Here is a 19,457-nt window from a genome sequence, read left to right as displayed (position 1 = left end):
GCCGCAGAGGCTGCTCAGCTTTCGAGAAGCCCGTGCAACTCGACGAACTGCTGGGTCAACTTGTGCCGCGGTTCGAGGAAGATCAGCGGGGTGCAAGCCTGGTGCGACTCGCGCATCTTCACCGAGCTCATCAGGTACACCGGCAGCACCGGCAGTTCCTCCGCCACCAGCTCGTCGAGCAGTTGCTGCGGCAGGCTGGCGCGCGGCTGGAACTGGTTGACCACGATGCCCTCGACCTGCAGGTCTTCGTTGTGGTCGTCACGCAGTTCCTCGATCTCCTGGAGAAGGCCATACAGCGCCTGGCGGGAGAAGCTGTCGCAATCGAAGGGAATCAGGCAGCGATCGGCAGCGATCAGCGCAGATACCGTGTAGAAATTCAGTGCCGGCGGGGTATCCAGGTAGATCCGGTCGTAGTCTTCGTCCAGTTCGTCCAGCAGTTTGCGCAGCTTGTTGATCTTGTGCTTCGACTCCAGCTTCGGCTGCAGGTCGGCCAGTTCGGGGCTGGAGGTGACGATGTGCAGGTTGTCGAACGGCGTCTCGTAGATCTCGACCCTGCCCTTCTTGCTGAAGGGCCCGGAAGACAAGGTCTGCTTGAAGAAGTCGGCGATCCCCACCGGCAGGTCCTCGCCGGTCAGTCCGGTCAGGTAGTGCGTGGAGTTGGCCTGGGCGTCCAGGTCCACCAGCAGGGTGCGATAGCCCTCCGCCGCGCTGACCGCCGCCAGGTTGCAGGCGATGCTGGACTTGCCTACCCCGCCTTTCTGATTGAACACCACGCGCCGCATGGGAAATCTCCGTGAGCCGAGCCTGATCCCGGATGATAGGCAAAGCCGCGGGCAAGCGCGAGCGCCGTCTCGGTCCTGACGTAGAGCGGTTCAGCGCCGGCGCAGGCTGGCCGCCTCGCGGGTCACCAGGTCGATGAAGGACAGCGCCAGCGGCGAGCCCTCGTTCTGCCGGCGGACCAGCCATACCGCAGTCGTCGCCTCGGGATCGCTCAGGGTGCGGTAGACCACGCCGTCGACCCGGGTGCGGCGGAACGACGCCGGCAGGATCGACACCCCCAGTCCGGCCGAGACCAGGCCGATGATGGTCATCGCCTCGCTGGCCTCCTGGGCGATGCGCGGGCTGAAGCCGGCCTGTCGGGTCAGGGCGATGACCTGGTCGTAGAGCCCGGTGCCGTAGCTGCGCGGGAAGAACACGAAGGGCTCCTCGGCCAGGGCGGCGATGGCCAGGCCATCCTCGCTGCCGGCCGCCAGCGGATGGTCGGCCCGCAGCACCGCCACCAGCGGTTCGCGGAACAACTCCACCCAATGCACCGCATCCGGCAGCGCCAGCGGGCGGATCACGCCCACCTGCAGGCTTTCCTCGAGCAGCGCCTTGAGTACCTGGCGGCTGCTCATTTCCTGCAGGTCGAGGTGTACGTCCGGATAGGCCTTGCGGAAGGCATGGATGCTGCTGGGTATGGTCGAGGTGAAGGGTGCCGAGGAAGTGAAACCGATCTTCAGCTCGCCCAGTTCCCCCAGGTGGGCCCGACGCGCCAGCAGCACCGCCTTGTCTACCTGGGCCAGCACCTGGCGGGACTCGTCGAGGAACAGCCGGCCGGCGTCGGTGAGTTCGACGCGGCGGTTGGTGCGCTCGAACAGGCGCGCACCGATTTCCTCCTCCAGCGCCTGGATCTGCTGGCTCAACGGCGGCTGGGAGATCCCCAGGCGCTCGGCGGCGCGGCCGAAGTGCAGCTCCTCGGCGACGGCGATGAAATAGCGCAGGTGCCTGAGTTCCACGCGGCCCCTCCAATTAGGTCTTTTTACATATCAATCGTGTCGATCAATATATTGGAAATCATATAAACCTATCTATATCCTTTGCCACATAACCTCCAACAACGACCCCTTGTCCCTGAAATCCAGGTGGCGCGGCCTCGTTGTGCCTGCTCGCCACCGTCCCCAGAGGTGCCCCGTGAGCAATCCGCAAGTCCGGCCACAGGCCGAAGAAGAACCCGCGTTAATCGAGGCGGCCCGCGAAGCAGCCAACGAGGTGCTGGAAGCCGCCACCGAAGTCGAACGCTATATCGAAAAAGGCACCCCGCAGTTCATGCGCACCTCGCTGGCGCTGTTCTCCGGCGGTTTCGCCACCTTTGCCCTGCTCTACTGCATCCAGCCGATGATGCCGGTGCTGTCCAAGGCGTTTTCCATCAGCGCCGCGGAAAGCAGCCTGGCATTGTCCGTCGCCACCGCCATGCTCGCCCTTGGCCTGCTGGTCACCGGCCCGATCTCCGACGCGATCGGTCGCAAGCCGGTGATGGTCGTCTCGCTGCTGGCCGCCGCGCTGTTCACCCTCGGCAGCGCGGTGATGCCCACCTGGCATGGCGTGCTGCTGATGCGCGCGCTGGTCGGGCTGTCCTTGAGCGGCCTGGCCGCGGTGGCGATGACCTATCTCAGCGAAGAGATCCATCCGCAGCACATCGGCCTGTCGATGGGCCTGTACATTGGCGGCAACGCCATCGGCGGGATGAGCGGACGCCTGATCAGCGGCGTCCTGGTCGATTTCATCTCCTGGCATGCCGCACTGGCGGTCCTCGGCGGCCTGGCCCTGGTCGCCGCGCTGGTGTTCTGGCGCGTGCTGCCCGAATCGAAACACTTCCGGCCGGCACCGCTGAAGCCGGCGACCCTGCTCAACGGCTACCGCCTGCACTTCCGCGACGCCGGACTGCCCTGGCTGTTCCTGATCGGTTTCCTGCTGATGGGCAGCTTCGTCACCCTGTTCAACTACATCGGCTACCGCCTGCTGGCCGAGCCCTACCACATGAGCCAGGCGGTGGTCGGCGTGCTCTCGGTGGTTTACCTCTCGGGCATCTACAGCTCGGCCTGGGTCGGTTCGCTGGCCGACAAGCTGGGGCGACGCAAGGTGCTCTGGGCGGTCATCCTGCTGATGCTCGGCGGCCTGCTGCTGACCCTGTTCGAGCCGATCCCGCTGATGCTCGCCGGCCTGCTGCTATTCACCTTCGGCTTCTTCGGCGCGCACTCGGTAGCGAGCAGCTGGATCGGGCGCCGCGCCCTGCGCGCCAAGGGCCAGGCCTCGTCGCTCTACCTGTTCAGCTACTACGTCGGCTCGAGCCTGGCCGGCACCCTCGGCGGGGTGTTCTGGCATTACTACGGCTGGAACGGCATCGGGCTGTTCATCGGCTCGCTGCTGGTGGTCGCGGTATTGGTCTCGCTGCACCTGGCGCGCCTGCCGGCCCTGCCTGGCAACACCCTGGCGCAGGCCGCCCACTGAGTTCGAGGTGCCGGTCTCCCGGCGCCTTCACTCCGACCAGAAGCGTACTCCGGTCAGTTCCTCCGATCGCGCCCACAGCCGCGCGGCCAGCCCCAGGTCGCGCGCATTCCGCGGAATCCGCGCCGCCGCCGGATAACCGCGGGTTTCCAGCCAGCGATCCGGGCCGACATAGGCGCCGCCATACCAGCGCTGTTCGGTCAGCGCGGAAAGTGCCGGCAACGCCCCCATCTCCGCCGATTGCGCGAACGCTCCGTTGGCCACCTTCATCGCCCAGCGTCCCAGGCGCGAACCGGACATCGCCGGCGCCGCGTACTGCAGGTTGGTCGCCGCGTAGCCCGGATGCGCCGCCAGGCTCTGCAGAAGCACGCCCCGCTGGCCGGCGCGGCGCTGCAACTCCAGGCTGAACAGCAGATTGGCCTGCTTGCTGTGGCAATAGGCGAGATAGCGGTTGTAGCCGCGCTCGGCGTTGAGGTCGTCGAGCGGCAGCCGGCCGAACTGGTTGAAACCGCTGGTCATGCCCACCACCCTGGGCCGTGGAGCGGCCAGCAACGACTCCAGCAGCAGTCCCGTAAGGGCGAAGTGGCCGAGGTGATTGGTGCCCATCTGCATCTCGAAACCGTCGCGGGTACGCCGCAGGGGCAGGAACATCACTCCGGCGTTGTTGAACAAGAGATCGAGGCGTGCGTGGCGCTGACGGAAACCGGCGGCGCAGGCGCGGATCGAGGCGAGGTCGGCCAGGTCGAGATCGGCCAGCTCCAGGCGTGCCTGGGGATACTCGTCGAGGATCGCCCGCCGCGCCCGCTCCGCCTGTTCGCGATTGCGGCAGGCCATCACCACGGTCGCCCCTTTGCCGGCCAGCGTGCGCGCCGCCTGCCAACCCAGGCCGCTGTTGGCGCCGGTGACCAGCGCCAGGCGCCCGGCCAGTTGTGGAATGTTGCGTCGTGTCCAGGGATGCATCGCTCGTTCTCCGCTTGACTGCGTTGCCGGGCAGTATTGCGGCACCAGCCAATGCAGCGGCAGACGCGCTCGCGCCAGACTGCCGATCATTTCGGGCCAGGACACGCCAGCATGAGCCGCCGCACGGACTCCGACGCACCGACCATCACCGCTGCCTATCCGCGCCTGCTGCTCGGCCTGCTGGAGGAACGCGGCCTGGACGGACGTGCGCTGCTGCGGGAAATCGGTCTGTCGACGCTGCGACTGGAAGAGCCGGAAGCACGCGTCACATCGCAGCAGTACCAGGCGATCGCCGCCACGGCGCTCGCGCTGAGCGGCGACCCCGGCCTCGGCGCACAGCTCGCCTTGCGCACGCCTCCCACCGCCCATGGCAGCCTGGGCTACGCGATGATGGCCTCGGCGACGCTCGGCGATGCCTTGTGCCTGGCGCTGCGCTACATGCCGCTGCTGCAGGGCAACGTCGAAATCAGCCTGCTGCGCGAGGACGAGCAGGTGATCCTGCGCCTGCTGCCAGGCCCTGCGCTCCCGCCGGCGCTGCACCGGTACTTCAGCGAAGCCCTGCTGATCGGCCTGTATCGCTCCGGCGCCTGGCTGCTCGGCGAACCGGCCCTGGTCGGCAGGCTCGACTTCGACTACCCCGAACCTGCCGTGCCTGTGCCGCTGCCGCAGTGCCGCTACGACCAGGCCCACGTCCAGCTGGTGTTCCCCGCCATCCTGCTCGCCCGCTCGCTACCGATGGCCGATCCGGCTGCGTTGCGCCGCGCCCGCGAACACTGCGAGCGCGAACTGGCGCTGCTCGATGCCGGCCGCCGGGACATCTGCGCCCGCGTGCGGCTGGAGCTGGAACGCCAGGAACAGCGCTTCCCCAACCTGGAGGAAGTAGCCGCGCGCCTGCACCTGTCCAGCCGCAGCCTCAAGCGGCATCTGCATGACGCCGGCACCAGCTTTCGCCAGTTGCTCGGTCAGGCTCGCCAGCGCCAGGCCTTGCGATTGCTGCGGCGTCCCGAGGTGTCGTTGCAGCGTATCGCCCTGTACCTGGGTTACAGCGATCCAACCAACTTCACCCGCGCCTTCAAGCGCTGGACCGGCGAGCCGCCGAGCGACACCCGCGCCCGCCTGCTGGGCGGGCAACCAGTTTCACGAACAAATGCCAAGCGCTCGACAAATCCCTCGCGTTTCCCTTGAGCGCGGCAAGCGCTGTTCTATGCTGCTGCGGCCGGCATCCGGCCGGCCTCGACAGCGATATGAAAGGGACTTTATGAAACCAGCGATCAAGCGCGCCTGCCTGCTCGGCACGGCACTGTTCTCCCTCTGCGCCAGCGCAGCCCAGGCGGCCGGCGTTCTGGTAGGAACCTGGGACCTGCGGGGCAACGGCCAGCTCGCCGCGGTCTACCGCGACGGCGCCAACCTGCAGGTGGTGGAAGGCGGCAGCACCCGCAACTACAGCTTCGGCAACGTGGTCTGGTCGGTCTTCGGCGCCACCGATACCGACGGCCAGCCCGGCGCGGAAATCCTGGTCAAGGCCGGTCCCGACCTGGTGATCGTTTCCCACGCCAGCACCACCCAGCGCAAGTACCCGGTAGGCAACGTCTCCTGGGCGATCATGCGCGCCACCGACGTCGACAACGTCGCCGGCGACGAAGTCATCCTCAGCATCGGCAACGGCGTGCGCACCGTATTCGATCGCACCCGTACGCAACGCGACGCCACCTTCAGCTACAACGGCACCTGGGGCCTGTTCGACGTCGCCGACGTGGACGGCGCGCCGGGCAAGGAACTGGTGCTGAACATGGGCAACGGCGTCAAGGTCATCGACCCGCGCACCAGTGGCGCCAAGGACTTCACCTTCAGCGGCTACCACGCGCTCGCACAGATCGCCGACCTCGACGGCCAGCCCGGCGCGGAGATCATCGGCCGCACCAGCACCGGCATCTACGTGATCAGCAACGCCAGTTCCCGCAAGGAATACAACATCGGCGCCAGCGCCTGGGCACTCTATGGCGGCACCGCGGACACCGACGGCAAGCCGGGCAACGAGCTGATCGTGGTGATGCAGGGCAAGGTGCGGGTCATCCACCACGCCAGCGGCGCCAGCAGCGACTACCGCATCGGCGACGTCAACTACAGCATCGATTCGGTGGCCGACATGGATGGCCAGCCGGGCGCGGAAATCCTCGTGCGCGACGCCAACGGCAAGCTGTTCGTGATCAACGACCGCACCGGCAAGGTAAGCAGTTGAGCCGGGCGGGTTGCGTAGGGCGGGTACGCCACCGGCGCGACCCCGCCAGCCAACGCGCCGGAGGGCCGTCGGCCCGCGCATGAAAAAAGGGGAGCCTCGGCTCCCCTTCTTTCGTTCCGGCTCAGCCGTGGTACTGCGCCGACAACTCGTGCACCGCCTCGAAGAAGGCGCCGGCATGGGCCGGGTCGACTTCCGGGGTGATGCCGTGGCCAAGATTGAACACATGCCCCGTACCCTTGCCGTAGGCCGCCAGGATCCGCGCGACTTCGGCGCGGATCGCCGCCGGATTGGCGTAGAGCACCGAGGGATCCATGTTGCCTTGCAGGGCTACGCGCTCACCGACACGGGCCCGGGCGCTGCCGATGTCGCAGGTCCAGTCCAGGCCCAGCGCCTCGGCGCCGACCTCGGCCATCGACTCCAGCCACAGGCCGCCTCCCTTGGTGAAGAGGATCACCGGCACCCGGCGTCCGTCGTGCTCGCGGATCAATCCATCGACGATCTTGCGCATGTAGGTCAGGGAGAACTCCTGGTAGGCCGCCGCCGACAGGCTGCCGCCCCATGAGTCGAAGATCTGCACCGCCTGGGCGCCGGCGTGGATCTGCCCGTTGAGGTAGCTGGTCACCGATTGCGCCAGCTTGTCCAGCAGAGCGTGCATGGCCTGAGGGTTGTCGTAGAGCATCGCCTTGGACTTGCGGAAGTCCTTGCTCGAGCCGCCCTCGACCATGTAGGTGGCGAGGGTCCAGGGGCTGCCGGAGAAGCCGATCAGCGGTACGCGGCCGTTCAGCTCGCGGCGGATGGTGCGCACGGCATCCATCACATAGCCCAGGTCCTGTTCCGGATCGGGAACCGGCAGCGCCTCGATGTCGGCCAGCGACGAGACCACCTTGCGGAAGCGCGGGCCTTCGCCGGTCTCGAAGTACAGGCCCTGGCCCATGGCATCGGGAATGGTCAGGATATCGGAGAAGAGGATCGCGGCGTCCAGCTGCGGGTAACGGTCCAGCGGCTGCAGGGTCACTTCGCAGGCCAGCTCCGGGTTCATGCACAGGCTCATGAAATCGCCGGCCTTGGCACGGGTGGCACGGTATTCCGGCAGGTAACGACCGGCCTGGCGCATCATCCAGACGGGGGTGACATCGACGGGCTGCTTGAGCAGGGCGCGGAGGAAGCGGTCGTTCTTCAGGGCAGTCATAACGGCATCCGATCAAAGGCTGCTGGCTTCACGCGGGCGCGTGCGGAAGGGGGTTATCCACAGGCCGGCGGGCGAAAAGGGCCGCTATTGTCGCAAAGCACAAAACAAAAGGCACGGCGGGGGCCGTGCCTTTTGTCTATCGCGGTGATTTGTCGCAGCGCCGGTGGCGCCGCGGGTCAGACGCCAAGGTAGTCGAGGATGCCTTCGGCCGCGGTACGTCCTTCGAAGATCGCCGTCACCACCAGGTCGGAACCACGGACCATGTCGCCACCGGCGAAGATCTTCGGGTTGCTGGTCTGGTGCTTGAACTGCGCCTGCGCCGGAGCCACCACGCGGCCCTGGCTGTCGGTGGCGATCTCGAAGCGCTCGAACCACGGCGCCGGACTCGGCCGGAAGCCGAAGGCGATCAGCACGGCTTCCGCCGGGATGATCTCCTCGGATCCGGGGATCGGTTCGGGGCTGCGGCGGCCGCGGGCGTCCGGCTCGCCGAGACGGGTCTCGACCACCTTCACGCCTTCCACCCGGTCCTCGCCGACGATGGCGATGGGCTGGCGGTTGAAGAGGAACTTCACGCCCTCTTCCTTGGCGTTCTTCACTTCCTTGCGCGAGCCCGGCATGTTTTCTTCGTCACGGCGATAGGCACAGGTCACCGACTTGGCGCCCTGGCGGATCGAAGTGCGGTTGCAGTCCATCGCGGTGTCGCCGCCGCCCAGGACCACCACGCGCTTGCCCTTCATGTCGACGAAGTCCTCGGCCGACTTCTCGAAGCCGAGGTTGCGGTTCACGTTGGCGATCAGGAAGTCCAGGGCGTCGTGTACGCCCGGCAGGTCCTCGCCGGGGAAACCGCCCTTCATGTAGGTGTAGGTGCCCATCCCCATGAACACGGCATCGTACTCATCGAGCAACTGCTCCATGGTCACGTCCTTGCCGATCTCGGTGTTCAGGCGAAACTCGATGCCCATGCCGGTGAACACCTCGCGGCGACGGCTGAGGACGTGCTTCTCCAGCTTGAACTCGGGAATGCCGAAGGTCAGCAGGCCGCCGATCTCCGGGTTGCGGTCGAACACCACCGGGGTCACGCCGTTGCGCACCAGCACGTCGGCGCAGCCGAGGCCGGCCGGGCCGGCGCCGATCACCGCGACGCGCCTGCCGGTCGGCTTAACCTTGGACAGGTCCGGACGCCAGCCCATGGCGAAGGCCGTATCGGTGATGTACTTCTCCACCGAGCCGATGGTCACCGCGCCAAAACCGTCGTTGAGGGTGCAGGCGCCCTCGCAGAGGCGATCCTGCGGGCAGACCCGGCCGCAGACTTCCGGCAGGGTGTTGGTCTGGTGCGACAGTTCGGCGGCGGCCAGGATGTTGCCTTCGGAAACCAGCTTCAGCCAGTTAGGGATGAAGTTGTGCACCGGGCATTTCCACTCGCAGTACGGGTTGCCGCAGCCCAGGCAGCGGTGGGCCTGGTCGGCGGCCTGCTGCGGCTTGAACAGGTCGTGGATCTCCACGAACTCGCGCTTGCGCTGGCGCAGCAGCTTCTTCTTCGGGTCCTTGCGCCCGACTTCGATGAACTGGAAGTCGTTGTTCAGGCGGTCGGAATTCAGACGTTCAGACATATCGAAACCTCATCACAACTTCGGGCGCTTATTGCGGGTTGGCACGGGTGCTGGTCAGCAGCGAACCGAGGCTGGCCGCCTTCGGTTTCACCAGCCAGAACCGACGCAGGTAGTCATCCAGGTTTTCCAGGATGTTCGCGCCCCACTCGCTTGCCGTTTCGTTCACGTACTCGACCAGGACCTTGCGCAGGTGGCTGCGATAGGCCTCCATCGCCTCGCCGCTGATCCGCTGGATTTCCACCAGCTCGTGGTTCACGCGGTCGACGAAAGTGTTGTCCATGTCGAGGACGTAGGCGAAGCCCCCGGTCATGCCGGAGCCGAAGTTGTAGCCGGTCTTGCCCAGCACGCAGACGAAACCGCCGGTCATGTATTCGCAGCAGTGGTCGCCGGTACCTTCCACCACCGCATGGGAACCGGAGTTGCGCACGGCGAAGCGCTCGCCGGCGGTTCCGGCGGCGAACAGCTTGCCGCCGGTGGCGCCGTACAGGCAGGTGTTGCCGACGATGGCAGATTCCTGGGTCTTGAACGGACTGCCCTTGGGCGGGGTGATCACCAGCTTGCCGCCGGTCATGCCCTTGCCTACGTAGTCGTTGGCGTCGCCTTCCAGGTACAGGTGCAGGCCACCGGCGTTCCACACGCCGAAGCTCTGTCCCGCGGTGCCCTTGAAACGGAACACCACCGGTGCCTTGGCCATGCCCTGGTTGCCGTGCAGGCGGGCGATCTCGCCGGATACCCGCGCGCCGATGGATCGGTCGCAGTTGCAGATGTCCAGCTCGTACTCGCCGCCGCTCAGGCCTTCGATGGCGGCCTTCGACAGCTCGACCATCTTCTCGGCCAGCAGGCCCTGGTCGAACGGCGGGTTTTTCTCCACCTCGCAGAACTGCGGCTTGTCGGCCGGGATCAGCTCACTGCCCAGCAACGGAGCGAGATCCAGATTCTGCTGCTTGGCGGTCTCGCCGGGGAGGATCTCCAGCAGGTCGGTGCGGCCGATCAGCTCGCCCAGGCTGCGCACGCCGAGGCGCGCCAGCCACTCGCGGGTTTCCGTGGCGATGAAGGTGAAGAAGTTGATCACCATCGCGGTGGTGCCGATGAAGTGGTCCTTGCGCAACTTGTCGTTCTGCGTCGCCACGCCGGTGGCGCAGTTGTTCAGGTGGCAGATGCGCAGGTACTTGCAGCCCAGGGCGATCATCGGCGCGGTACCGAAGCCGAAGCTCTCGGCGCCGAGAATGGCCGCCTTGATCACGTCCAGGCCGGTCTTCAGGCCGCCATCGGTCTGCACCCGGACCTTGCCGCGCAGGTCGTTGCCGCGCAGGGTCTGGTGGGTTTCCGCCAGGCCCAGTTCCCAGGGCGAGCCGGCGTACTTGATCGAGGTGATCGGCGAGGCGCCGGTACCGCCGTCGTAGCCGGAGATGGTGATCAGGTCCGCATAGGCCTTGGCCACGCCGGCGGCGATGGTGCCGACGCCCGGCTCGGATACCAGCTTCACCGATACCAGCGCCTGCGGGTTGACCTGCTTGAGGTCGAAGATCAGCTGCGCCAGGTCTTCGATGGAGTAGATGTCGTGGTGCGGCGGCGGCGAGATCAGGGTCACGCCGGGCACCGCATAGCGCAGGCGGGCGATCAGGCCGTTGACCTTGCCGCCCGGCAACTGGCCGCCCTCGCCGGGCTTGGCGCCCTGGGCCACCTTGATCTGCAGGACCTCGGCGTTGACCAGGTATTCCGGGGTCACGCCGAAGCGGCCGGTAGCCACCTGCTTGATCTTCGAACTCTTCAGCGTGCCGTAGCGCGCCGGGTCCTCGCCGCCCTCGCCGGAGTTGGAGCGACCGCCCAGGGTGTTCATCGCCTCGGCCAGCGCCTCGTGGGCCTCCGGCGACAGCGCGCCAAGGGAAATCCCGGCGGCATCGAAGCGCTTGAAGATGGCTTCCAGCGGCTCCACCTCGTCGAGCGCCAGCGGCTGCGCGGCGGTCTTCACCTGCAACAGGTCGCGGATCATCGACACTGGGCGCTGGTCCACCAGCGCGGTGTATTCCTTGAACTTCTCGTAGTCGCCCTGCTGCACGGCAGCCTGCAGGGTATTCACCACATCCGGGTTGTAGGCGTGGTATTCGCCGCCATAGACGAATTTCAGCAAGCCGCCCTGCTGGATCGGCTTGCGGTTGCTCCAGGCCTCGGCGGCCAGGAGCTTCTGCTCGTTCTCGATATCGACGAAGCGCGCGCCCTGGATGCGGCTGGCGACTCCGGTGAAGCACAGGTCGGTGACCTCGTCGGACAGGCCCACCGCCTCGAACAGCTGCGCGCCACGGTAGGACGCGACGGTGGAGATGCCCATCTTCGAGAGAATCTTCATCAGGCCCTTGGAGATCCCCTTGCGGTAGTACTTGAACACCTCGTAGAGGTCGCCCAGCACTTCACCGGTGCGGATCAGGTCGGCCAGCACCTCGTAGGCGAGGAACGGATAGACCGCCGAGGCGCCGAAGCCGATCAGCACCGCGAAATGGTGCGGATCGCGGGCGGTGGCGGTCTCCACCAGGATGTTGGAGTCGCAGCGCAGCCCGGTCTGCACCAGGCGGTGGTGCACCGCACCGACGGCCAGGGCAGCATGCACCGGCAGTTTGCCGGGAGCGATATGGCGGTCGCTGAGGATCAGCAGCACCTTGCCGCCGCGCACGGCTTCCTCGGCCTGGTCGGCGATGTTGCGCACCGCGGCCTCCAGGCCCATCGACTCGTCGTAGTTGAGGTCGATGAAGTGGCGGTCGAAGCCCGGGCGGTCCAGGGTCATGATGGTCCGCCACTTCGCCGGCGAGATCACCGGAGTGGTGAGGATCGCCTGGTTGGCATGGTGCGGGGCTTCCTCGAAGATGTTCTGCTCGACGCCCAGGCAGGTTTCCAGGGACATCACGATGGCTTCGCGCAGCGGGTCGATCGGCGGGTTGGTGACCTGGGCGAATTGCTGGCGGAAGTAATCGTACGGAGAGCGGATGCGCCGGGAGAGGATCGCCATCGGCGTATCGTCGCCCATGGAGCCCACCGCTTCCTGGCCCTGCTCGCCGAGCGGACGCAGCACCTGGTCACGCTCCTCGAAGGTGACCTGGAACATCTTCATGAATTGCTTGAGCTGGTCGGCGTCGTAGCTGGCCACGCCATGGTCGTCGTCCAGGGTCGCCTGGATGCGCAGGGCATTCTGCCGCAGCCATTGCTTGTAGGGATGGCGCGACTTCAGGCGGTTGTCGATGTCGTCGCTGTGCAGGACCTGGCCGGTCTCGGTGTCCACCGCGAGGATCTGCCCCGGACCGACGCGACCCTTGGCGATGACGTCCTCGGGCTTGTAGTCCCAGACGCCGATCTCCGAGGCCAGGGTGATGTAGCCGTTCTTCGTGGTGACCCAGCGCGACGGGCGCAGGCCATTGCGGTCGAGCAGGCAGACGGCATAGCGACCGTCGGTCAGCACGACGCCGGCGGGGCCATCCCAGGGCTCCATGTGCAGCGAGTTGTACTCGTAGAACGCGCGCAGGTCGGCGTCCATGGTCTCGACATTCTGCCAGGCCGGCGGGATGATCATGCGCAGGCCGCGGAACAGGTCCATGCCGCCGGTGACCATCAGTTCGAGCATGTTGTCCATGCTCGACGAGTCGGAGCCGACGCGGTTCACCAGCGGGCCTAGCTCTTCCAGGTCGGGGATCAGTTCGTTGGTGAACTTGGTCCGCCGCGCCTGGGCCCAGTTGCGGTTGCCGGTGATGGTGTTGATCTCGCCGTTGTGGGCGAGGAAGCGGAAAGGCTGCGCCAGCGGCCATTTCGGCAGGGTGTTGGTGGAGAAGCGCTGGTGGAATACGCAGATCGCGGTCTGCAGGCGCTCGTCGCCAAGGTCCGGATAGAAGGCGGCCAGGTCGGCCGGCATCATCAGGCCCTTGTAGATGATGGTCTTGTGCGAAAAGCTGCAGATGTAGTGGTCGCTGTCGGCGGCGTTGGCCACCGACGAGCGGCGCCGTGCGCTGAACAGCTTGATGGCGAAGTCCTGGTCGCTCAGGCCGGCGCCGCCGATGAACACCTGTTCGATCTGCGGCAGGCGCTCCAGCGCCAGGCGGCCGAGAACGCTGGTATCGATCGGCACCTTGCGCCAGCCGACCAGCTCCAGTCCGGCGGCGACGATCTCGCGATTCATGTTCTCGCGTGCCGCCTCGGCTTTCACCGGGTCCTGGTTGAAGAACACCATGCCCACCGCGTATTGCTCGGGCAGGTCGACAGAAAAGGCTTCCCTGGCGACGGCACGCAGGAACAGGTCGGGCTTCTGGATCAGCAGCCCGCAGCCGTCCCCGGTCTTGCCATCGGCATTGATCCCACCGCGGTGGGTCATGCAGGTCAGTGCTTCGATTGCGGTTTGCAGAAGTTGATGGCTCGGCTCGCCCTGCATATGGGCGATCAGGCCAAATCCGCAGTTATCCTTGAACGTTTCAGGATGGTACAGACCTGCTTTCATAAGGAACTCTCACCGGCAAAACTTTTTTAGTCATCTACTTCGCCTGTCACCCGCTCATGCGGCGAGTTTTCGACAGGCAAAGGGAGGCCATTGTACATAGGTGCACAAGGCCTCACAAATTTTGCGGCGAGAAAATGAAATTCAATGTCGCCAAAATGAAAGACGAAACCCGCCGGTCATGCTAACGACTAGCGAGTTTCGTCAAGAGGCGACGGCAGGTCGGATCAATGCGCCTGGCCGATCTCCTGCTGGATGCTGGCGAAGGTACGCGGCCACGGCTTGCCGGCCTGCACCTTGGACGGCAGTTTTTTCACTGCGGCCAGGGCGGCGGCACGGTTCGGGAAGCTGCCATAGGTGACGACGTAGAACGGCTTGCCTTGCAGGGTTTTCTTGAAGTAGCGGAAATCGCCGCCGCCCTGCTGGCGAATGAACGCCTGGGCATTGGCTTCGGAGCCGGTACCGAGGATCTGCAGGGCGAAGTTACCACCAGACTGGTTGCGATACCACTGACTTCCCGCACCGCCACCGCTGGCCGGCTTGGCGGCCGGAGCCGGGGCCGGCTTCGCCGCGGTGGTGGTGGCCGGCTTGCTCACCGCCGGCTTGGCCGGAGCGGGGGCCGGGGCCGGCTTGCTGGCCGGGGCGCTGGCGACCGGCGCGGCCGGTGCCGGGGCCTGCGCCGGAGTCGGGGTCGCCGCAGGCGCGGTCGGTTCGGTCGGCGCCGGCGGCACCGGATGCATCGGCGTGACGCCGTTGTTGGCCAGCGGCGTCACCGGAGGAGCCGAGCTGGAAACGGTAGGCGGCACCGCGGCGGACGGCAGGCCGCCTTCGTCGTCGCCACCTTGCCCGGCGGCCTGGGCCAGCGGCTCGCGAATGACCGGCTGCGACTCGCCGACCAACGGTAGCGGCAACGGCTGGCTGGAGCCGTTGAACTCCACGGCCGGGCCGCTGCCCGGCTGCTGGGCCTGGGCCGGCGTACCACCATTCATGGACAATTCGGTAGAGGCGGTCTGCGGCGCCTCCGGCTTGCTCTTGCCTTGCATGAACCAGGCGGCGATCACGCCGATGGCCACGACCGCAAGAATCACCAGATGCTTCTTGGGCAAGTTGAAAGACCCTCCGGTTGCCTTGCGCGCTGCGCCACGATTGGCCAGCATCGCTTCGATCAGGGCATCGCGGGCGACCTGGTTGATCGCTCCCGGCCAGCCTTCCGACTGCTCGTGGATGTCCACCAGCAGGTCGTTGGAAATCAGCTCGATGCCCTGCCCGGCGCCCTCGAGACGCTGGGCCAGGTAGTCGCGGGTTTCCTCTTCGCTGTATGGCTGCAATTCGATGGCATGGAAGCGCTCCTCACCCTCGGAAAACACCTCCAGGCGCGGCAGCAACGACGGCTCACCGAACAGGAATACATGCAGGCGTCCCTCGTTGGTGCCAGAAGCCAGCAGCAACAGCACTTCCAGCGCGCTGTCCTGGAGCTGTTCGGCATCGTCCACCATCAGGTAGACGTCCTGCCCGGTGATCGCCAGCTGCGCCACCTTGGTCAGGATCGCCTCCAGGCTCGCCTGGTTGATGCTCAGGCCCTGCGCCACCTGGCGCAGCAACGAAGTCTCGTCGGCGGCGGTGCGCGCCGAGATCACCACGCTGAGGACCGCATCCTTGTTGGTGCTGGCCACCAGCGCCTGGCGCAGCAGGGTCTTGCCGCTGCCCAGGGGCCCGGTGACCAGCAGCAGGAGCTGGCTGTAGCGGGCCAGATGGTGCAACTGGCCGAGCACCGGCTTGCGCTGCGCCGGGAAGAACTTGAAACCCGGAACGCGCGGCGCGAACGGGTCGTGACTGAATTGGTAGTGGCCCAGGAAGGCCTCATCGGCATGCAAGCTGGTCATGGGACCTCATTCATCTCCAAGCTGGTCGGCCAAGGCCCGATAGTCGGTGCGCAGGGTCGCGTCCAAGATCTCACGGGGAAAATCGCCGGTGACCACGGCATTCCCCAGTCCTTGCAGCAAAACCAGACGCAGGCGGCCATCGAGCACTTTCTTGTCGACGGCCATGTGTTCCATAAAATCTTCCGCCGTCATCTCGGCCGGCGGTACCACGGGCAGGCCAGCCCGGCGCAGCAGGCGGATACCGCGATCGCGCTCGGCGGCGCTCAGCCAACCCAACCGATGCGACATCTCGAGTGCCATCACGGTTCCCGCCCCTACCGCTTCGCCGTGCAGCCAGACGCCGTAACCCTGCTGGGTCTCGATCGCATGACCGAAGGTATGGCCGAGATTCAGCGTGGCACGCACGCCCGACTCGCGCTCGTCGGCGCCCACCACGCGGGCCTTCGCCGCGCAAGAGCGCTCGATGGCCTCGGTGACAACGGTCGGCTCCAGTGCCAGCAAGGCATCCATGTGCTCTTCCAGCCAGGTGATGAACGGTTCGTCGCAAATGAAACCGTACTTGATCACCTCCGCCAGCCCGGCGGACAGCTCGCGGGACGGCAGCGTCTTCAGCGACGCGGTGTCGATGACCACCGCCTGGGGCTGGTAGAACGCACCGATCATATTCTTGCCCAACGGATGGTTGATCCCGGTCTTGCCGCCCACCGAGGAGTCGACCTGGGACAACAGGGTGGTCGGCACCTGGATGAAGTTGACCCCACGCTGGTAGCAGGCCGCGGCGAAACCGGCCATGTCACCGATGACGCCGCCGCCCAGGGCGATCAGGGTAGTCTTGCGGTCATGCCGCTCCTTCAGCAGGGCATCGAAGATCAGTTGCAGGGTTTCCCACTGCTTGTAGGCCTCGCCGTCGGGCAGCACCACAGGGGTGACCTCATGGCCTTGCAGTGCCTTGAGCAGGGTTTCCAGATAGAGAGGAGCGACCGTTTCGTTGCTGATCACCGCGACCCGGCGACCGACGATATGCGGCGCGAACCAGCGGGCGTCGCCCAGCAGGTTTTCACCGATGTAAATGGGATAGCTACGCTCGCCTAGATCGACGTGAAGTGTGCGCATGAGGCCCCCAGACAGGAAAGGGCAATAGGATAACGCAATTCGCCGCGCCTCAGCGGGGCGGCAACTTGCGCAGGCGTTCGAGAATTTCCTGGACGACCAGGCGCGGCGGCCTTTCGTCGGTCTCCACCACCACATCGGCGATTTCGCGGTAGAGCGGATCGCGCAGCGCCATCAGGTCGCGGAGGATCTGTCCCGGGTTGGGCTTCTGCAACAAGGGGCGGTTGCGGTCCCGCGCCGTGCGCGCGATCTGGTGCTCGACCGAGGCATGCAGGTACACAACCCGGCCACCGGCGCGCAGCACCTGGCGGTTACCGTCGCGCATCACCGCCCCGCCGCCGGTGGCGATCACCATGCCGTCGGCGGCGCAGAGTTCGGTGAGCATGGCCTGCTCGCGCTCGCGGAAACCGACCTCGCCCTCGACATCGAAGATCCATGGGATATTCGCGCCGCACCGCTGTTCGATCTCCTTGTCGGAGTCCTTGAACGCGAGATGCAGCTCCTTGGCGAGCAGGCGCCCGATGGTGCTCTTTCCAGCACCCATCGGGCCGACGAGGATCAGGTTGACCACGTTGTTCGATATCAGCGACCGATTGCGATGGCCTGATTATTCATGATCCGCGGTGTCAGGAAAACCAGAAGTTCGTTTTTCACGTCCGAGACCGTATCGCGCCGGAACAGCCGCCCCAGGTAAGGCAGGTCGCCGAGGAACGGCACCTTGTCCACCGACTTGCTCTGGGTGTTGCTGAACACGCCGCCGATGACGATGGTCTCGCCGTCGTTGACCAGGATCTTGGCGTTCACCTCGTTCTTGTTGATCGGCGGTACGCCGTTCAGTGCGCGATCGAAGTCCGGCGCATCCTTGGTCACCTTCACTTCGACGATGATCCGGTTGTCCGGGGTGATCTGCGGGGTCACCTCGAGGGACAGCGCGGCCTCCTTGAACGAGGTGCTGGTAGCGCCACTGGAGCTGGCCTCCTGGTAGGGTACTTCCTGGCCCTTGAGGATCTTCGCGGTTTCCTTGTCCGAGGTCACGACCTTGGGCTGGGAGACGATCTCGCCGTTGCCGGTCTTTTCCATCGCCGACAGTTGCAGGTCGAGGATGATATTGTCGGTGATGAAGCCGATGCCGATTCCGGAGGTGGCATCCTTGGCGCCGATGTCGACGAACGGCGACGGCGACTTGCTGGTTCCCGTGGTGGGGAAAGTACAGTTGCCGGCGATCGGGCCGCAGTTCATGCCGTCCTCGTCCTTGATCCCGATATTGCCGTCCTTGCCGTAGCCTCTCCAGTTGCCCTTGTGATAAGCGCCGCCCCAGCGCACACCGAGACTCTTGTCGTAACCGACGTTGGCCTCGACGATGCGTGCCTCGATCATCACCTGGCGCACCGGAATATCCAGCTGCGAAACGATCCGCCGCAGTTCGTCCAGTCGCTCCTGGGGCTGATAGGCGATGATGCTGTTGGTGCGGTCGTCGACGGTGATCGAGCCGCGCCCGCCTTCCTTGCCTTCCTGGCCACCATCGCTGGTCACCGACTGGAACAGCTTGGCGATGTCCGCGGCCTTGGCGTAGTTCACCTGGATCAGTTCCCGGCGCAGTGGCGCCAACTCGGCGATCTGCTTCTGCGCTTCCAGCTCCTGGCGCTCACGGGCGGCGATCTCGTCGGCCGGGGCCACCAGCAGTACGTTGCCGAGCTTGCGCTTGTCCAGGCCCTTGGTCTTCAGTACCAGGTCCAGCGCCTGGTCCCACGGCACGTTCTGCAGGCGCAGGGTGATATTGCCCTGCACGGTATCCGAGGCCACCAGATTCAGGTCGGTGAAGTCGGCGATCAGTTGCAGTACCGAACGCACGTCGATGTCCTGGAAGTTCAGCGACAGTTTCTCGCCGGTATAGGCGAAATTGTCCTTCTTGCGCCGCTCGGCATCTTCCGTGGTCATCGGCTTGATGCTGACGGTCAGGCGATTGTCGGTCTGGTAGACCAGATAGTCGTAGAGCCCGCTCGGCTCGATGGTGATGCTGGTACGGTCGGATTGCGCGCTGGCGTTGACGAACTGCACCGGCGTGGCGAAGTCCTTGACGTCCAGGCGAACCCGCAGCGCATCCGGCAGCTGGGTCTTGGCGAAGTCCAGGCGGATCTTGCCGCCCTGCTCCTGGATATCCGGGCTCAAGGTCGGGTCGGACAGGTCGATGACCACGTTGCCCTCGCCCTTTTCGCCACGCTGGAAATCGATGTTGCGAATGGCACGACCCGCCGGCACGTACGGCTTGGGCTTGATCGGCTGGGCATAGCTGGCCGGAGCCGGGCTAGCCTTGACCGGAGCGGCGGAAGCGACGCTGGCGCCGGCCGGCGAATTGCCGACCACCACGAAGAGGTTGTTGCCTTCCACCCGGGTGGTGTAGGACGACAACGTGGTCAGGTTGATGATCAACCGTGTGCGATCCTTCGCCTCGACCACCGTGACGCTGCGCGTATTGCCCACGCTCAGCTCCCGGTTCTTGGTGCCGAGCTTGTTCTGTACCCCCGGCAGATCGAGGGCGATTCGCGCCGGCTGCTCGATGGTATAGCCACGCGGCGCGGCGACGGGCTCGTCGAACTGCAGCTTTAGCTCGACCCGGTCGCCAGGCAATGCCGCCACGTCGAGTTTCTCCAGGTCCGCGGCGAGCAATGCCGGCGCGAACATGGCGGCCAGCAAAGCGATCCCGAGGCGCGAGAGGCCACTGTTCATC

Annotated in this window: 13 protein-coding genes; 3 read left to right on the top strand and 10 right to left on the bottom strand. The window is 65.8% G+C overall.

Annotation, left to right across the window (positions count from 1 at the left end; all coding sequences use genetic code 11):
- Window positions 1-14: 14 nt before the first annotated feature.
- A complete protein-coding gene (locus JHD77_RS08765; protein WP_003103688.1) occupies window positions 15-782 on the bottom strand; it encodes a ParA family protein in 768 nt (255 codons plus the stop codon).
- 90 nt (window positions 783-872) lie between these two features.
- Window positions 873-1,778, bottom strand: a complete 906-nt coding sequence (locus JHD77_RS08760) for a LysR family transcriptional regulator (RefSeq protein WP_003095817.1) — start codon at window positions 1,776-1,778, stop codon at window positions 873-875.
- 175 nt (window positions 1,779-1,953) lie between these two features.
- Here JHD77_RS08760 and JHD77_RS08755 point away from each other — a divergent pair, with 175 nt between their 5' ends.
- Window positions 1,954-3,270: an MFS transporter gene (locus tag JHD77_RS08755; RefSeq protein WP_003103690.1), complete on the top strand. Its 1,317-nt coding sequence runs from the start codon at window positions 1,954-1,956 to the stop codon at window positions 3,268-3,270.
- A 27-nt stretch (window positions 3,271-3,297) separates the two neighbouring features.
- On the opposite strand, the gene JHD77_RS08750 is transcribed toward JHD77_RS08755, so the two are convergent.
- Window positions 3,298-4,227, bottom strand: coding sequence for an oxidoreductase (locus JHD77_RS08750; RefSeq protein ID WP_003103692.1), 930 nt, complete (start codon window positions 4,225-4,227; stop codon window positions 3,298-3,300).
- A gap of 111 nt (window positions 4,228-4,338) precedes the next feature.
- Between JHD77_RS08750 and JHD77_RS08745 the strand changes: the two genes are divergently transcribed.
- Both JHD77_RS08745 and JHD77_RS08740 read left to right on the top strand, forming a co-directional pair.
- Complete coding sequence (locus tag JHD77_RS08745; RefSeq protein WP_003103694.1) at window positions 4,339-5,412, top strand: AraC family transcriptional regulator; 1,074 nt, start codon at window positions 4,339-4,341, stop codon at window positions 5,410-5,412.
- 73 nt (window positions 5,413-5,485) lie between these two features.
- The gene (locus JHD77_RS08740) at window positions 5,486-6,466 is read left to right on the top strand and encodes a hypothetical protein (protein WP_003103696.1); all 981 of its coding nucleotides are present in this window, start codon (window positions 5,486-5,488) and stop codon (window positions 6,464-6,466) included.
- 121 nt (window positions 6,467-6,587) lie between these two features.
- On the opposite strand, the gene hemE is transcribed toward JHD77_RS08740, so the two are convergent.
- The 7 genes from hemE to pilQ all read right to left on the bottom strand — a co-directional run bounded on the left by hemE (window position 6,588) and on the right by pilQ (window position 19,456).
- Window positions 6,588-7,655 carry a uroporphyrinogen decarboxylase gene (gene hemE, locus JHD77_RS08735; RefSeq protein ID WP_003103698.1) on the bottom strand — a complete coding sequence of 356 codons (1,068 nt, stop codon included), beginning with the start codon at window positions 7,653-7,655 and terminating at the stop codon, window positions 6,588-6,590.
- Between the two features lie 176 nt (window positions 7,656-7,831).
- Window positions 7,832-9,265, bottom strand: coding sequence for an FAD-dependent oxidoreductase (locus tag JHD77_RS08730; protein WP_003095829.1), 1,434 nt, complete (start codon window positions 9,263-9,265; stop codon window positions 7,832-7,834).
- 28 nt (window positions 9,266-9,293) lie between these two features.
- Window positions 9,294-13,739, bottom strand: coding sequence for a glutamate synthase large subunit (gltB, locus tag JHD77_RS08725; RefSeq protein ID WP_003103700.1), 4,446 nt, complete (start codon window positions 13,737-13,739; stop codon window positions 9,294-9,296).
- A 224-nt stretch (window positions 13,740-13,963) separates the two neighbouring features.
- The gene (locus tag JHD77_RS08720; RefSeq protein WP_023084645.1) at window positions 13,964-15,619 is read right to left on the bottom strand and encodes an AAA family ATPase; all 1,656 of its coding nucleotides are present in this window, start codon (window positions 15,617-15,619) and stop codon (window positions 13,964-13,966) included.
- Between the two features lie 6 nt (window positions 15,620-15,625).
- The gene (gene aroB, locus JHD77_RS08715; RefSeq protein ID WP_003107839.1) at window positions 15,626-16,732 is read right to left on the bottom strand and encodes a 3-dehydroquinate synthase; all 1,107 of its coding nucleotides are present in this window, start codon (window positions 16,730-16,732) and stop codon (window positions 15,626-15,628) included.
- 49 nt (window positions 16,733-16,781) lie between these two features.
- Window positions 16,782-17,300, bottom strand: a complete 519-nt coding sequence (gene aroK / locus JHD77_RS08710; RefSeq protein ID WP_003095833.1) for a shikimate kinase AroK — start codon at window positions 17,298-17,300, stop codon at window positions 16,782-16,784.
- A gap of 11 nt (window positions 17,301-17,311) precedes the next feature.
- On the bottom strand, window positions 17,312-19,456 hold the full coding sequence (gene pilQ, locus JHD77_RS08705) for a type 4a pilus secretin PilQ (RefSeq protein WP_003123619.1): 2,145 nt from the start codon (window positions 19,454-19,456) through the stop codon (window positions 17,312-17,314).
- Window position 19,457: the final 1 nt, after the last annotated feature.

It is taken from the genome of Pseudomonas sp. P20 (genome assembly GCF_016463925.1).
Classification (GTDB): domain Bacteria; phylum Pseudomonadota; class Gammaproteobacteria; order Pseudomonadales; family Pseudomonadaceae; genus Pseudomonas; species Pseudomonas aeruginosa.
This window is presented reverse-complemented; position numbering and strand designations above follow the sequence as displayed.

What these genes read in the sequence shown, in the direction of transcription:
- JHD77_RS08765 (WP_003103688.1), bottom strand. Translation starts at nt 782, where the DNA reads ATGCGGCGCGTGGTGTTCAATCAGAAAGGCGGGGTAGGCAAGTCCAGC.
- JHD77_RS08750 (WP_003103692.1), bottom strand. Translation starts at nt 4,227, where the DNA reads ATGCATCCCTGGACACGACGCAACATTCCACAACTGGCCGGGCGCCTG.
- JHD77_RS08745 (WP_003103694.1), top strand. Translation starts at nt 4,339, where the DNA reads ATGAGCCGCCGCACGGACTCCGACGCACCGACCATCACCGCTGCCTAT.
- JHD77_RS08740 (WP_003103696.1), top strand. Translation starts at nt 5,486, where the DNA reads ATGAAACCAGCGATCAAGCGCGCCTGCCTGCTCGGCACGGCACTGTTC.
- hemE (WP_003103698.1), bottom strand. Translation starts at nt 7,655, where the DNA reads ATGACTGCCCTGAAGAACGACCGCTTCCTCCGCGCCCTGCTCAAGCAG.
- JHD77_RS08730 (WP_003095829.1), bottom strand. Translation starts at nt 9,265, where the DNA reads ATGTCTGAACGTCTGAATTCCGACCGCCTGAACAACGACTTCCAGTTC.
- gltB (WP_003103700.1), bottom strand. Translation starts at nt 13,739, where the DNA reads ATGAAAGCAGGTCTGTACCATCCTGAAACGTTCAAGGATAACTGCGGA.
- JHD77_RS08720 (WP_023084645.1), bottom strand. Translation starts at nt 15,619, where the DNA reads ATGACCAGCTTGCATGCCGATGAGGCCTTCCTGGGCCACTACCAATTC.
- aroB (WP_003107839.1), bottom strand. Translation starts at nt 16,732, where the DNA reads ATGCGCACACTTCACGTCGATCTAGGCGAGCGTAGCTATCCCATTTAC.
- pilQ (WP_003123619.1), bottom strand. Translation starts at nt 19,456, where the DNA reads ATGAACAGTGGCCTCTCGCGCCTCGGGATCGCTTTGCTGGCCGCCATG.